Annotated in this window: 14 protein-coding genes; 5 read left to right on the top strand and 9 right to left on the bottom strand. The window is 35.2% G+C overall.

Annotation, left to right across the window (positions count from 1 at the left end; genetic code table 11):
• Nucleotides 1–48 precede the first annotated feature (48 nt).
• The 3 genes from chrB (at nt 49) to chrS (ending at nt 1,711) form a co-directional block, all read left to right on the top strand.
• Nucleotides 49–615: a chromate efflux transporter ChrB gene (gene chrB / locus RTL21_RS20790; RefSeq protein ID WP_312098727.1), complete on the top strand. Its 567-nt coding sequence runs from the start codon at nt 49–51 to the stop codon at nt 613–615.
• A gap of 2 nt (nt 616–617) precedes the next feature.
• A complete protein-coding gene (gene chrA, locus RTL21_RS20785; RefSeq protein ID WP_312098754.1) occupies nt 618–1,157 on the top strand; it encodes a chromate efflux transporter ChrA in 540 nt (179 codons plus the stop codon).
• Nucleotides 1,158–1,234: 77 nt separating this feature from the next.
• Nucleotides 1,235–1,711: a chromate efflux transcriptional regulator ChrS gene (gene chrS, locus RTL21_RS20780; protein WP_312098725.1), complete on the top strand. Its 477-nt coding sequence runs from the start codon at nt 1,235–1,237 to the stop codon at nt 1,709–1,711.
• A gap of 97 nt (nt 1,712–1,808) precedes the next feature.
• On the opposite strand, the gene RTL21_RS20775 is transcribed toward chrS, so the two are convergent.
• From RTL21_RS20775 to RTL21_RS20765, 3 genes are read right to left on the bottom strand one after another with little or no spacing between them, the layout of a single operon-like run.
• Nucleotides 1,809–2,366: a 5' nucleotidase, NT5C type gene (locus tag RTL21_RS20775; RefSeq protein WP_312098723.1), complete on the bottom strand. Its 558-nt coding sequence runs from the start codon at nt 2,364–2,366 to the stop codon at nt 1,809–1,811.
• Nucleotides 2,367–2,393: 27 nt separating this feature from the next.
• Nucleotides 2,394–3,485 carry a bifunctional diaminohydroxyphosphoribosylaminopyrimidine deaminase/5-amino-6-(5-phosphoribosylamino)uracil reductase RibD gene (gene ribD / locus RTL21_RS20770; protein ID WP_312098722.1) on the bottom strand — a complete coding sequence of 364 codons (1,092 nt, stop codon included), beginning with the start codon at nt 3,483–3,485 and terminating at the stop codon, nt 2,394–2,396.
• A gap of 11 nt (nt 3,486–3,496) precedes the next feature.
• On the bottom strand, nt 3,497–4,234 hold the full coding sequence (locus RTL21_RS20765; protein ID WP_312098721.1) for a GTP cyclohydrolase II: 738 nt from the start codon (nt 4,232–4,234) through the stop codon (nt 3,497–3,499).
• A gap of 429 nt (nt 4,235–4,663) precedes the next feature.
• On the opposite strand from RTL21_RS20765, the gene RTL21_RS20760 reads away from it, so the two are divergent.
• Both RTL21_RS20760 and RTL21_RS20755 read left to right on the top strand, forming a co-directional pair.
• A complete protein-coding gene (locus RTL21_RS20760) occupies nt 4,664–5,539 on the top strand; it encodes a TetR/AcrR family transcriptional regulator (protein WP_312098719.1) in 876 nt (291 codons plus the stop codon).
• Nucleotides 5,540–5,565: 26 nt separating this feature from the next.
• On the top strand, nt 5,566–6,621 hold the full coding sequence (locus RTL21_RS20755) for a potassium channel family protein (protein ID WP_312098717.1): 1,056 nt from the start codon (nt 5,566–5,568) through the stop codon (nt 6,619–6,621).
• 209 nt (nt 6,622–6,830) lie between these two features.
• Here the strand turns inward: RTL21_RS20755 and RTL21_RS20750 are convergent, their stop codons facing one another.
• From RTL21_RS20750 to RTL21_RS20725, 6 genes are all read right to left on the bottom strand, one after another.
• Complete coding sequence (locus RTL21_RS20750) at nt 6,831–7,160, bottom strand: four-helix bundle copper-binding protein (protein ID WP_312098715.1); 330 nt, start codon at nt 7,158–7,160, stop codon at nt 6,831–6,833.
• A gap of 161 nt (nt 7,161–7,321) precedes the next feature.
• Nucleotides 7,322–8,668: a glucose-6-phosphate isomerase gene (locus RTL21_RS20745; RefSeq protein ID WP_312098713.1), complete on the bottom strand. Its 1,347-nt coding sequence runs from the start codon at nt 8,666–8,668 to the stop codon at nt 7,322–7,324.
• A gap of 235 nt (nt 8,669–8,903) precedes the next feature.
• Nucleotides 8,904–10,067: an iron-containing alcohol dehydrogenase gene (locus tag RTL21_RS20740; RefSeq protein WP_312098711.1), complete on the bottom strand. Its 1,164-nt coding sequence runs from the start codon at nt 10,065–10,067 to the stop codon at nt 8,904–8,906.
• Nucleotides 10,068–10,341: 274 nt separating this feature from the next.
• A complete protein-coding gene (locus RTL21_RS20735; RefSeq protein ID WP_312098709.1) occupies nt 10,342–11,550 on the bottom strand; it encodes an ornithine--oxo-acid transaminase in 1,209 nt (402 codons plus the stop codon).
• A 251-nt stretch (nt 11,551–11,801) separates the two neighbouring features.
• Entirely contained in the window at nt 11,802–12,209 is a 408-nt protein-coding gene (gene yugI / locus RTL21_RS20730; protein WP_312098707.1) for a S1 domain-containing post-transcriptional regulator GSP13, read from the bottom strand.
• Nucleotides 12,210–12,538: 329 nt separating this feature from the next.
• A partial coding sequence (locus tag RTL21_RS20725; protein WP_312098705.1) for an aminotransferase class I/II-fold pyridoxal phosphate-dependent enzyme occupies nt 12,539–12,874 on the bottom strand: 336 nt, incomplete at its 5' end.

Below are 12,874 nucleotides of genomic sequence, written 5' to 3'. Positions count from 1 at the left end.
ATGATTATAATATATTGTTACACTTGTTAAGAAAGGAGAAATAAATTAATGTATAAAGATTTAATTCTAGCAATGCTTCGTGCAGGCATTTTTGGATTTGGCGGGGGACCTTCTGTCATCCCGCTATTCCGTCACGAGGCAGTGACAAAATATAAATGGATGGATAATGAAGAATTCGGGGACGTTCTAGCCATCGCCAATACGCTCCCTGGACCAATTGCTACTAAAATTGCCGCCTATTTAGGTTATCGACAAAAGGGTACAATCGGAGCGATTCTTAGCGTCTTAGCTCATATATTACCGACTTGTTTAGCCATGGTATTCTTATTTTCCTTTATATCCATTCTTAGTCATTCACCAATAATAACAAGCATGATTTCCGCAGTCGTACCGGTAATCGCTGTAATGCTTGGCCTAATGGCATATGAATTTGGAGAAAAAGCAGTGAAAGGGCTAGGGATCTATGTTGGAATCGGCCTAACCATTGTCTGTCTTCTTTTATTACAAACATTTTCGATTCATCCTGGTATTGTTGTTCTTATTTTTCTTACCTATGGAGCATTCCATTTTAAAGTAAAAGATAAATTCATACATAAGAAAGAAAGAGGCATATGAATATGATTTTTGTCAGTATTTTTCTCAGTTTCCTTGTTGCGAATTTACTAGGCTATGGAGGTGGCCCAGCTTCTATCCCTTTAATGTATGAAGAAATAGTTAATCGATACAATTGGCTGTCCAACACTGAATTTTCCAATATGTTAGCTTTTGCTAATGCATTGCCTGGCCCAGTCGCTACAAAGATTGCTGCTTATGTAGGCTATGGAGTAGGAGGCTGGGGAGGATTTGTTGTTGCATTACTTGCAACCATTCTACCTTCAGCGGTAGCACTTATCTTTTTATTAAAATTAATGAGAAAACATAAAGATTCAATGATTGTCAAAGGCATGACCCTACTTGTACAACCAGTTATTACTGCATTAATGCTGGTGTTGACGTTTGAAATGTTTCAGGATTCCTATCATTCCATTGGTATCATACAATCTGCTGCTATTGCACTAATTGCATTTTTGTTATTGCAAAAGTGGAAGGTACACCCTGCCCTTGTCATTGTTCTTGCCTTTTTGTATGGAGGTCTTATTGTTCCTCATTTGAATTAAACAAACATACTGTAGGTTAAGTTCTATAACGGAATGGAACTGATGAACAAAGAATTTTTCCCAAGGAGGATTTTTTTATGGATAAAAAGTTTTATGTACCTAATATAAAGCTAGATAAAACAGATCGACATATTTTGTCCTTACTTCATGAGAATAGTCGCATTTCTTATACTGATATCGGTAAAGAAATTGGGATATCTCGAGTAGCAGTTCAAACAAGAGTTAATACTTTATTCGAAAATGGCATTATTGAACAATTTACAACTGTCATTAATTCTGCAAAAGTCGGAAAAACGGTATCTGCATTTTTCAATGTAGATGTGGAACCACAATATTTAGAAGCAGTTGCTAAGACTCTTGCAGATGAGCTTGCTGTTACAAGCTTATATCATATGACTGGACCAAGCAAATTGCATATGCATGGAATATTTGCGGATAACCAAGAAATGGAGTCATTTTTAACTAATAAGCTGTATGCAACAAAAGGGGTTGTTAGTGTAGACTGTCAAATTCTTATTAAAAGATATAAGAGCAGAATAGGAATGAAGCTCTAACGGCGAGCTATGAGAGATGGAAATAAAAAGCTCTGCCCTCATAAAACAGCCTGACTTCCAATCTAGTCAGGCTGTTTTTTATGTCTTTTAATAAATATTAATATAGCTGTCTTAGCTCTTTCCAATCCTTTATTCTGTTCAATGCAAGATGCTGATTATACGGATGATCTTTCACATAAAGCTGGGTAGAATAATCTGTAAGTGTTTCAAGAACAGCTGGCTTATCATCAAAATAATAGTCCAACTCGAGCTCTTGAATAATACTTATTTTTTCATGATCTTCCATTCCACAATAGAAGCGCTCATCTATAATAGGAAAACCTATTTTCTTCATCCACTCTTTCGTTTTTTCTGCAAATTGTTTTTTACGTGCAGTAATGTAATAAATCTCATGCCCATGGTTTACGAGTTCACATAAAATTTCTACTGCTGAAGGAAAAGGAGGACAATTTGTAAAATAAATTTCTTCCCTTAATGAATCCCATAGTTGCTTTCCTTCAGTAGCATCTAATCCAAATGGTTCATGAATTTCGACCGTTTTTAGCGCATAAAAGCTTTCTAATGGAATGTTCTTTTGAAGCTTTTTATTATAAAGAACAAAAGCATGCTGCCTTAAATTGATTAGTGTATCATCTATATCAAAACCAAACTTCATTTATTCCCTCCAAAAATACTATGCATTTCATTTAGGATATGCTGTTATTCGAATATCTTCTCCTATCCATTCGGTCTTTTCAAACCGTAATGAAACTGCTTCATCTACTGTTTCAATATCTTCTCCTTTAAATGGCGTATAGGAATTAGCACCGCCTACTATTTTTGGCGCGATATACACTAAATACTTTTGAATAAGTCCTTGACGCATAAAGCTTGCATTTACTTCACTTCCGCCTTCGAGAAGAATATCAGTGATACCCATCTTGTATAATTGCTGTAATGCTATTTTCAACTCTAATTTCCCATGGAGCGTAGGAATACTTAACACGTCTGCGCCCTTCTCTTTTAAAGCGATGGCCTTTTCAGAGCCAACTTCCGCAGCTGTTATTATGATTGTTTTTGCCTCCGTACAATCTGTTACATATGCATCCGAAGGAGTTTTTAAATGCGTATCCAAAATAATTCGAATAGGGTTCTTTGATGTTCCCTCTAATCGGGTTGTCAATTTTGGATTGTCAGCTAATACTGTTCCAACGCCAACTAAAATACCATCCACTTGGTTTCTTAAAAGATGCACTTCTTTTCTTGCCGCTTCTCCTGTGATCCATTGACTATGTCCAGTATGCGTGGCAATTTTACCGTCTAATGTCATTGCCACTTTCGAAACGACAAAAGGCGTTTCATGAATCATATTATGGATAAAACGTTCATTTAATTGTTGTGCCTCTTTTTTTAAGATACCAACTTCCACTTCAATACCAGCTTCTCTTAAAATGCTTATCCCTCGACCTGCTACTTTAGGGTTCGGATCTTCTGTTGCTACAACTACCCTTGTTACCCCGGAATCTTTAACCAACAAAGCACACGGTGGCGTTTTACCATAGTGTGAGCAAGGCTCTAACGTTACATAAAGGGTTGCATCTTTTGCATGGTCTCCTGCCATTTTAAACGCATGTACCTCAGCATGTGGCTCTCCAGCTTTACGATGAAGACCTGTTCCCACAATGACTCCATCCTTTACAATCACCGCACCTACTACCGGATTGGGATTTGTCTTACCAAGCGCCGATTCTGCAAGTTCCAATGCCATTCTCATATAATCTTGATCATGCTTCATACCATTGCTCCTTAAATGGTCACTGTGTCTTTCAAGGGAATATGACCAGATTTATTCACTTTCGTCTTTAAATAATTCTCATTATAAGTGGAAACATCTCCCCATAACGGGACATTTTCTTCTGCCGTAAGTCCAAGTTTCTTAAGCGCGTCTAGCTTCTTAGGATTATTAGTAATTAACTTCACTGGTTTTTGACGAAGAGATTGTAGTACTTTAATTGGTGCTTCATAACTTCTCAGGTCGTCTGGAAAATCAAGTGCTAGATTTGCCTCTACCGTATCTAAACCATTTTCTTGCAAAAGATATGCAAGGGATTTTGTAAATAATCCAATGCCTCTTCCCTCATGATTGGCTAAATAAAAGAGTGCGCCACTTCCATTCTCGATAATCATCCGCATCGATTCTTTTAATTGATAACCACAATCACATCTCTTACTACCAAAAATATCGCCTGTATGGCATATACTATGCATACGTATTAATGCATCTTCTTCATCTGCGAAGTCACCGTAAACTAAAACAGAGGATTGCTGATAATCAGCCAAATGGAGAGATGGTAAGGAACGCAGTACGTCCTCTTTTGATTGGTTTTTATTTATTGGTAACCATGTATACCACTGAAAGGTTACCACTTGATCATCCAATTGAACTGGCAGTGTTACCGGTCCAACTAAACTTAAATTCTGCTCTTCATTAAATGAAATTATTTCCATTTTATTTTGAAGAAGATCGATTATATTTTGATCCATCCGAAAATCTCCTTTATTTTCTGTCGTATTCTTTATTCATGTAGTAGCAATATAAATATATCATTTACAGATATACTTCCTATAATAGTCTTTATTGATTAAGTCTCTTTCCTTTTGACTTACTATACGTAAGAAAGTTTATAATCATAAGGAAAAAGCGTCAAGTAATTCGTTTCAATTAAACAATATAAACCAATTGGTTTACTCAACTTTCACATCGAACATATAATGATTACTGTTTTCCTATAGTAAATACCTCTTTCTTACAATGCAAATTCTCTATATTCCCTTCAAAAACAACCAAGGAAAGCTCTATTCATTGATTTTTTTCCATGTATACTATATAATTTGACTACTCAGTCATAGAATTAATACAACAATGACCTATTAGTCATACATTTGTTTCCTATAAGCACAGGAGGAAATTACGTGAAAGAAAAAGAAAAAATAATTATCGATTCGGCGATAAAGTTTTTTGCTCAAAAAGGCTTTTCATCTACATCTGTCCAAGAAATTGCAAGTGATTGCGGTATATCGAAAGGTGCCTTTTATTTATACTTTAAATCAAAAGAGTCCCTTCTCTATAAAATCTTGCACTATTACTACGATGAACTGATTAATACCTTTGAGGAAATCAGCCTTAAATCAATCCCGTCTAGAGATAAATACATGGATCAGCTTACCTTTATGTTCGATCACGCCTTAGAGCATAAAGAATTCATCATCATGCAGTCAAAGGAACAGGCAATTCCATTAAATAATTCGATCAAAGAGCTAATGGTAAAAACACAATCAGAAATGCAAAATTATAGCCTTAAAGCTCTCCTCGCTATTTATGGAGAAGATAAGAAAAAATACCTTTTAGACCTGCTGATGATACAGGAAGGGCTTATCCACTCTTTTTTGAAAATTGTGATCTTAGAATCCGTTAATGTGTCAACCAAAGATATTTCCAACTATCTCTTAAAAAGATTAGATTCCATTATAATGGATATGGAAGCAAATAACGAGTCTCCACTCTTTTCCAATGATTTGCTTAAACATATTATTAAAAAGCCTAAAATCAACTTTATGGAAGATAGCCATCAACAAATAATGGATGCCGTTAACTCTATTCAAAAGAAAATCGAGCATGTTTCTAATAAACAAGAGATAGAAGTAACAATTGAAGTATTAATGGCAGAAATCCATGCCGATTCGCCAAGGGTTCCTATTATAAAAGGGATGCTCTCTAACTTAAATGGCTATGAAGACTTTAAGGAAGAACAAAAAATTATTGCTGATTTTTATCATATCGCACTGTAAGAATATCTGGATAAAAAAACTTTCATATGATTATGAAAGTTTTTTTATTGGTCAATAATGCAAAGGATAACAACTTTTATGAGGTGTCTACTTTGCCTAATTCCATACTTTCTAGATTTTTAAGATTACCGTTAAGTATCCGAGTATTAACAATTTCTCTAACTATTATAATCCTATTCGGTTCCTTTATCACTTGGATTGAACCAGAAACATTTCCCACTTTATTTGAAGGAATCTGGTGGGCAATTATTACAACCTCAACTGTAGGCTATGGTGATTACGCACCAATCACGATTCTAGGTAGAATAACTGGTATGTTATTAATATTAACAGGTGTAGGATTTCTTTCTACCTATTTAATAACATTAGCTACAGCCGCTGTTTCTAAACAAAATGCTTATCTTGAAGGGAAAACAACCTACAGGGGGCAAAATCACTTGATTATCATAGGTTGGAATGAACGGTCAAAATTAATGATACACTCTATCATTAAAGATCGAGAAAATATTCCGATTACTTTAATTGACGAGTCCTTAACAACAAATCCAGTACCTGAAACGATTCATTTTGTGAAAGGCAATTCTAATTTAGATAGCGTCTTACTTAAGGCAAATATAATGACAGCCCGCAAAGTTATTATAACAGCGGATCAAAATAAAGAAGAGCTACAGGCTGATATGCATTCGATTCTGACTTTACTTGCCATAAAAGGTTTGAATGTAAATGTTCCTTGTATCGTTGAAATACTCACTGCAGAACAAGTACAGAATGCCAAAAGGGCTGGAGCAGATGAAATTATCGAGACAAATAGTCTTACCAGCTTCGTTATGCACAATAGCTTAAATTCACAAGATACGATGATTGCATTTTTAGAACTTTTAAATCAATTAAAAGATAAAAAACTCCAATTTATTCCTCTAAAAAACTTGAACGAAAAAACAGATAATTATTTAACATTAAACAATTATCTATTAGCAGATGGAAAGTTATTATTAGGAGTAAAAAGAGGGGGGATTAGTTACCTGAATCCAAATCCTTCTTTTGTATTTGAAGAAACGGATGAATTGATTATTATTACTTAGATAGGACATATATTTAATATGTTTTCCGAGGCTTGGCCTCGGAAATAACATACTAATTCGCCTATCATCGAAGTCGAACGAAGATTAGAACCATTTCAGTGCCCTCATTTTTCTTATAGGCTTTTTCCGTAAAGTATGTTGCTATTACCACAAAGCATTCATTCTTATAAAGATAGAGGGTTTATATCCACCCTAGTAATAATCTACCCTTACACTTCTAAAAATGTTTTACAAGCCTCTGCGCTTTCCAAACAAATTTCCGCACAGTACTGACAGTGTCGATGTTCATGTTTCTTACATTCATTGGCGCAATCCATACAAACAGAAAGACAAATTTCTGCAAATTCTTTCGCATAAGGAGACTTTCGAATAATAGCTTGTTCTAGATAACTACAAAACTGAATACATTCCCTATTCATATGAATACAATCAAGCATAGCAACATTTTCTTCTGCTAAACATTCATTTAAGCAATGGTTACAAACAATCATACATTCCTGTAATGATTTAATCACTAACTGTTCATTTTCTACAAGCATTTCTACTTCCTCCTTCTATTACCCATTTCTATTTATTTATCCTTTCGTGAAACCTTTAAACATTTGGGACTGCGAATAGAAATTAGCGGAAGAAATAAAAAATAAAAAGCTATCGGAAACTCAGAACGTCTGAGTGTACCGATAGCTTAATCAATTGAATCTTATAAACGACTTTCCAATTCTGCTTTTTTCTCTTCAAATCCTGGTTTACCAAGTAAAGCAAACATATTTACTTTGTATGCTTCCACTCCTGGTTGATCAAATGGATTTACACCCAGTAAATACCCACTAATCGCACAAGCTTTTTCAAAGAAGTATACCAAATATCCAAATGTATATTCATTCATTTCTGGGATCGTAACAATTAAGTTTGGAACTCCACCATCTGTATGTGCAAGTAATGTACCCTCAAACGCTTTATTGTTAACAAAGTCTACAGTTTGTCCAGCAAGATAATTCAAACCGTCCAAGTCATTTTCTTCTGCTTCAATAACTAGCTCGTGACGAGGCTTGTCTACCTTTACAATCGTTTCAAAAATGTCACGACGACCTTCTTGAACATATTGTCCTAATGAATGCAAGTCTGTTGAGAAGTTTGCAGAGGATGGATAAATACCTTTTTGGTCTTTCCCTTCACTTTCTCCAAACAATTGTTTCCACCATTCAGAGAAATATTGCAATCCTGGCTCATAGTTAATTAACATTTCAATTGTTTTTCCTTTGTTATAAAGAACATTACGAACTGCTGCGTATTGATAAGCAAGGTTATTTTTCAATTCAGATGTACCGAAATCAGTTCTAGCCGCTGCTGCACCCTCCATCATCGCAGTAATATCTGCGCCGCTAACAGCGATTGGTAATAAACCAACTGGAGTTAGAACAGAATAGCGTCCACCTACATCATCAGGAATGATAAATGATTCATATCCTTCTTCTGTAGCTAACGTTTTTAAAGCGCCTTTTGCTTTATCAGTAGTAGCATAAATTCTTGTTCTTGCTTCTTCCACTCCATATTTTTGTTCTAACAATTTACGGAAAATACGGAAAGCGATAGCAGGCTCTGTTGTTGTTCCAGATTTAGAAATAACATTAATAGAGAAATCTTTATCGCCAAGGAAATCAATAACATCACTCATATATGTAGAGCTAATATCTTTCCCAATAAAGATGATTTGTGGTGTTTTTCTCTTTTCTTGTGATAAAGAATTATAGAAGCTGTGATTTAGCATTTCAATCGCAGCACGAGCTCCTAGGTAAGAACCACCAATACCGATTACAAGTAATACTTCTGAGTCATTTTTAATTTTTTCTGCTGACTTTAGAATACGTGCAAATTCGTCTTTATCATAAGCTACAGGAAGATCTATCCAGCCTAAGAAATCGCTTCCTTGTCCGGTTTTTTCATGTAAGGAATGATGGGCAACTTTTACTGCATCTTCTAAATATGTAATTTCATGCTCTCCAAAGAAACTTAATGCCTTTGAGTAATCAAAACGAACGTGTGTCATAAATGATCCTCCAATTATAATATTATTTATACTCCTCTTCCACTTTATCGGAAGTAGAAAAAGTAATCAAGAAAGAACTAAAAATGTAAACGGATACAAGTTCTTTTTTTTCATTTTTTCACCATTTTTTCAATTTTATTTCTACTTTTGAACCGTAGATATGGAATATTATTGTTCCAGATAAAAACATACAAACAATTTGCATAAATTGTTTGTATGTTTTACCAACCATTTTTTATAGAGATGCTCTATAAATTGCTAAAACGTCCTTGTCATCTAACACTTTAAAATTACCGAATCCACCATTTTTCATTGCTTTTTCAACCATTAAATCAAGCTTGCTATCATCAATGTCGTAATCAGCTAAACGAGAAGGAGCGCCTAGTTCATTCCAAAACGCACGAAGTTTATCAATTCCCTCAAGTCCAGCTTCTTCCGCTGTTTTCCCTTCTGGATTTACGCCAAATACACGAACAGCCAATTGCTTAAAGCGTTCTGGCTTTACTGATAAGTTATGCTTCATCCAATTAGGGAATAGAATTGCAAGCCCGCCACCATGAGGAATATCATATACAGCTGAAACTGCATGCTCAATATTATGTGAAGCCCAATCACCACGGTATCCCATATTAAGCATTCCATTTAGAGCCATTGTTCCACAATATAATATAGCAGCGCGATATTCATAATTTTCTAAGTCATTAACAAGCTTTGGTCCAAACTCTATAACTGTTTTTAATACAGATTCACACATAAAATCTTGAAGCTCCGTATGCTCTTCTAAATGGAAATAATGTTCAAAAACATGAGACATCATATCCACGATTCCATAAATCGTTTGATCCTTAGGAACCGTATATGTATTTTCCGGATCTAGGATAGAAAACACTGGGAATGTAAATGGACTTCCCCAGCCAACTTTTTCTTGTGTTTCCCAATTTGTTATAACAGAACCTGCGTTCATTTCTGATCCAGTTGCAGCCAGGGTTAAAACTGTTCCAAACGGTAAAGCTGCTTTTGGAGCTGCTTTTTTCGTAATAAACTCCCATGGATTTCCATCGAATTTAGCACCGGCAGCAATTGCCTTTGTACAGTCAATAACACTTCCTCCACCAACTGCTAATATAAAATCGATTCCTTCCGTTTTACAAATGTCTACTCCACGTTGGACAGTAGTTAATCGAGGGTTTGGCTCAACACCAGATAATTCAAATACTTCATTGCCATTTTCATTTAAGATAGCCATTACTTTATCGTAAAGACCATTTCTTTTAATACTACCCCCACCATATACCAAGAGAATCTTCTTTCCAGAGGAAGCTAATTGATCTTTTAATTGTGCCAATTGCCCTTTACCAAAAATAAGTTTTGTCGGGTTGTAAAAAATAAAGTTTTCCAAATGAATGCCTCCCATTCCTTTTTAAGAATTAATAATGCAAAACTGAACGTATGATTTATTATTAAACAAACTTCTATGAAAATCAAAAGATTAAGCTTAAGCAGCTGAGAAATAGTATGTGTATACTTGACTATCATTTATTCGTGAATATATCGGTATTTATTTTATATCAGCGGACTCAGATTCAATTGAAGAGGCTCCCCCTTATTTCCGTATCCATGATAAAAGCTGACTCTTATCTATCTCCCCGTCAGCTTTTATTTAAATATATTTATTAAATTTTCACGTTTAATACTTGTTTAATACGCTCAATGGCCCAGTTCAATTCTTCCTTCGTAATGGTTAATGGTGGAGCAAAGCGTATAACTGTTTCATGCGTTTCTTTACATAATAACCCTACTTCTTTAAGCTTTTCACAATAGGCTCTAGCCTCTTCCGTTAGTTCAACTCCAATAAATAATCCTCTTCCTCTAATATCCTTTATAATCGGATTATTGATTTCGGTTAATTTTTGCAGAAAATAATCGCCTAATTTCAGAGAGCGATCCGTTAAATTTTCATCGACAATTACATCAAGTGCAGCAATAGATACAGCACACGCCATAGGATTTCCACCAAATGTTGATCCGTGAGAACCAGGATTAAATACTCCTAATATATCCCCATCCGCTACTACGCAAGAGATAGGAAAAACTCCAGCTCCAAGCGCTTTTCCTAATATATACATATCCGGCTCAATCCCGTACCATTCACTCGCAAATAATTTACCTGTCCTTGATAGTCCTGTTTGTATTTCATCTGCGATAAAGAGGACATTATTTTCCTTACATAATTGATATGCTGCTTCTATGAATCCTTCCGGAGGAATAATAATACCCGCCTCTCCTTGTATTGGTTCTACAATGAATGCTGCTGTATGCTCAGTTATCGCTTCTTTCAATTGATTGATATCACCATAAGGGATTACCCTAATACCAGGTAACATCGGCCCAAATCCTCGCTTATATTCCTCATCAGAAGAAAGTGAAACAGCTCCCATTGTTCTTCCATGAAAATTCCCCTCACACACAATCAATTCTGCCTTATCCTTTTCTACTCCCTTACAATCATAAGCCCATCTTCGAGCAGCTTTAATTGCCGTTTCCACCGCTTCTGCCCCCGTATTCATTGGTAGAACCATTTCTTTTTTTGTTAGTGCACTAATCTTTTCATACCAAGGACCTAATTGGTCATGATGAAAAGCCCGAGACGTTAAAGTAACTCGATCTGCCTGCCTCTTCAATGCTGCAATTATTTTTGGATGACGATGACCTTGGTTTAAAGCAGAGTAAGCACTTAACATATCCATATATTTATTTCCTTCAGGATCAGTAATCCAAACACCTTCCGCTTCCGAAATAACTATTGGTAGTGGATTGTAATTTTTCGCTCCATATCTTTCGGACTGTTCTATTAGTGATTTAGATTTTATTTCTTGTACCATCCAATCATCCTCCCCATTTTGTTATATGAAATGTAAAGACCTATATGCTAACTTTAGCTGATTTCAGAGCAGAAGGATAGATTTTCTAGTCGATATTTTCTAAAAATTCATTGTTTTACCGAATGGCTTCATGAAGTTCAAAATAGTTATAAACAAACTATAAGAAAAAACAAAAAAAGACTGCCCCTCAAAGCAGAACTTCATAATTAAATGAAGCCATAGCCTTGCTGGACAGCCTTTTATAAAAATAATTATTTTTTAATTAAATCGTTACGGTTAGATTGTTCAATCCACTCTTGCAATTTATCTTTTAACGTATTAAAACCTTGTACGTTTTCTGTTTCAACGACAGCAGCAGCTGGTTGGCGTTTAGCACGAGGTTTTTTTGCTTTAGCAGCTTCAGGCTGTGCAGGTGCTTCTTCCGTTGCACGGATAGAAAGACCAATTTTTCCTGCGTTTTCGTCAATTGAAAGAACTTTAACGTTCACTTCATCTCCAACTTTTAAAAATTCGTTGATATCTTTTACATAACCATGTGTTACTTCAGAGATATGAACTAGTCCTTGTGTATTTTCATCCAAAGAAACAAACGCTCCGTAAGGCTGAATACCTGTAACCTTTCCTGTAATAACACTTCCAACTTCGATTTTATCTGACATGAGAACACTCCTAATTGTTTATATTAATATTTCCTTTTATACGCATTATAAGATTATATCACACTATCGGCATTTATACAAAAGGATTTATTTCTTACTGATATAATTCCCTTTTCTTTTTTGTATAAACTATATCTTTAATGGAACGAGGTTGTCTTTTCTATGTTGATTTTCACTGACATTTAACAGCAAAAAAAGTATAAACATACCCGCTAAAAGCAAGTGTCTATCCTACCAAAAACTGAAAGTTACTTCATAAGAGAAGAGGTGTTACAACGGATCCACAATTTTATTAATTGTGATAATCCTCTGTAACACCTCTTTTTAGTTTACATGGTATATTTATCAACAAAACGCTTCATTCGCTTCATTGCTTCTTGTAATTGCTGTAAAGAGGAAGCGTAGGAACAACGAACATGACCTTCTCCACTTTCTCCAAAAACACTCCCCGGAACAACTGCTACTTTCTCTTCTATCAATAGCTTTTCAGCAAATGTTTCAGAAGTCATCTTCGTTGCCGTTATATTTGGAAACGCATAAAATGCTCCTCCAGGCACATGACAAGTTAATCCCATATCATTTAATGACTGCACAATAAAATTCCTTCTGCGTCGGTAGCTTTTCTTCATTTCTTCTACATCATTTTGCCCACTTCTTAATGCTTC

This window comes from Niallia sp. (genome assembly GCF_031978665.1).
Taxonomy (GTDB): Bacteria; Bacillota; Bacilli; order Bacillales; family Cytobacillaceae; genus Niallia.
The sequence above is the reverse complement of the archived record's forward strand: the minus strand, read 5'-3'. Positions and strand labels throughout refer to the sequence as shown.

Excerpts from the sequence above, each read along its gene's own strand:
- ribD (WP_312098722.1), bottom strand. The coding sequence starts at position 3,485 with ATGAAGCATGATCAAGATTATATGAGAATGGCATTGGAACTTGCAGAA.
- yugI (WP_312098707.1), bottom strand. The coding sequence starts at position 12,209 with ATGTCAGATAAAATCGAAGTTGGAAGTGTTATTACAGGAAAGGTTACA.
- RTL21_RS20735 (WP_312098709.1), bottom strand. The coding sequence starts at position 11,550 with ATGGTACAAGAAATAAAATCTAAATCACTAATAGAACAGTCCGAAAGA.
- RTL21_RS20765 (WP_312098721.1), bottom strand. The coding sequence starts at position 4,234 with ATGGATCAAAATATAATCGATCTTCTTCAAAATAAAATGGAAATAATT.
- chrS (WP_312098725.1), top strand. The coding sequence starts at position 1,235 with ATGGATAAAAAGTTTTATGTACCTAATATAAAGCTAGATAAAACAGAT.
- RTL21_RS20755 (WP_312098717.1), top strand. The coding sequence starts at position 5,566 with ATGATTATGAAAGTTTTTTTATTGGTCAATAATGCAAAGGATAACAAC.
- RTL21_RS20750 (WP_312098715.1), bottom strand. The coding sequence starts at position 7,160 with ATGCTTGTAGAAAATGAACAGTTAGTGATTAAATCATTACAGGAATGT.
- RTL21_RS20745 (WP_312098713.1), bottom strand. The coding sequence starts at position 8,668 with ATGACACACGTTCGTTTTGATTACTCAAAGGCATTAAGTTTCTTTGGA.
- RTL21_RS20775 (WP_312098723.1), bottom strand. The coding sequence starts at position 2,366 with ATGAAGTTTGGTTTTGATATAGATGATACACTAATCAATTTAAGGCAG.
- chrA (WP_312098754.1), top strand. The coding sequence starts at position 618 with ATGATTTTTGTCAGTATTTTTCTCAGTTTCCTTGTTGCGAATTTACTA.
- chrB (WP_312098727.1), top strand. The coding sequence starts at position 49 with ATGTATAAAGATTTAATTCTAGCAATGCTTCGTGCAGGCATTTTTGGA.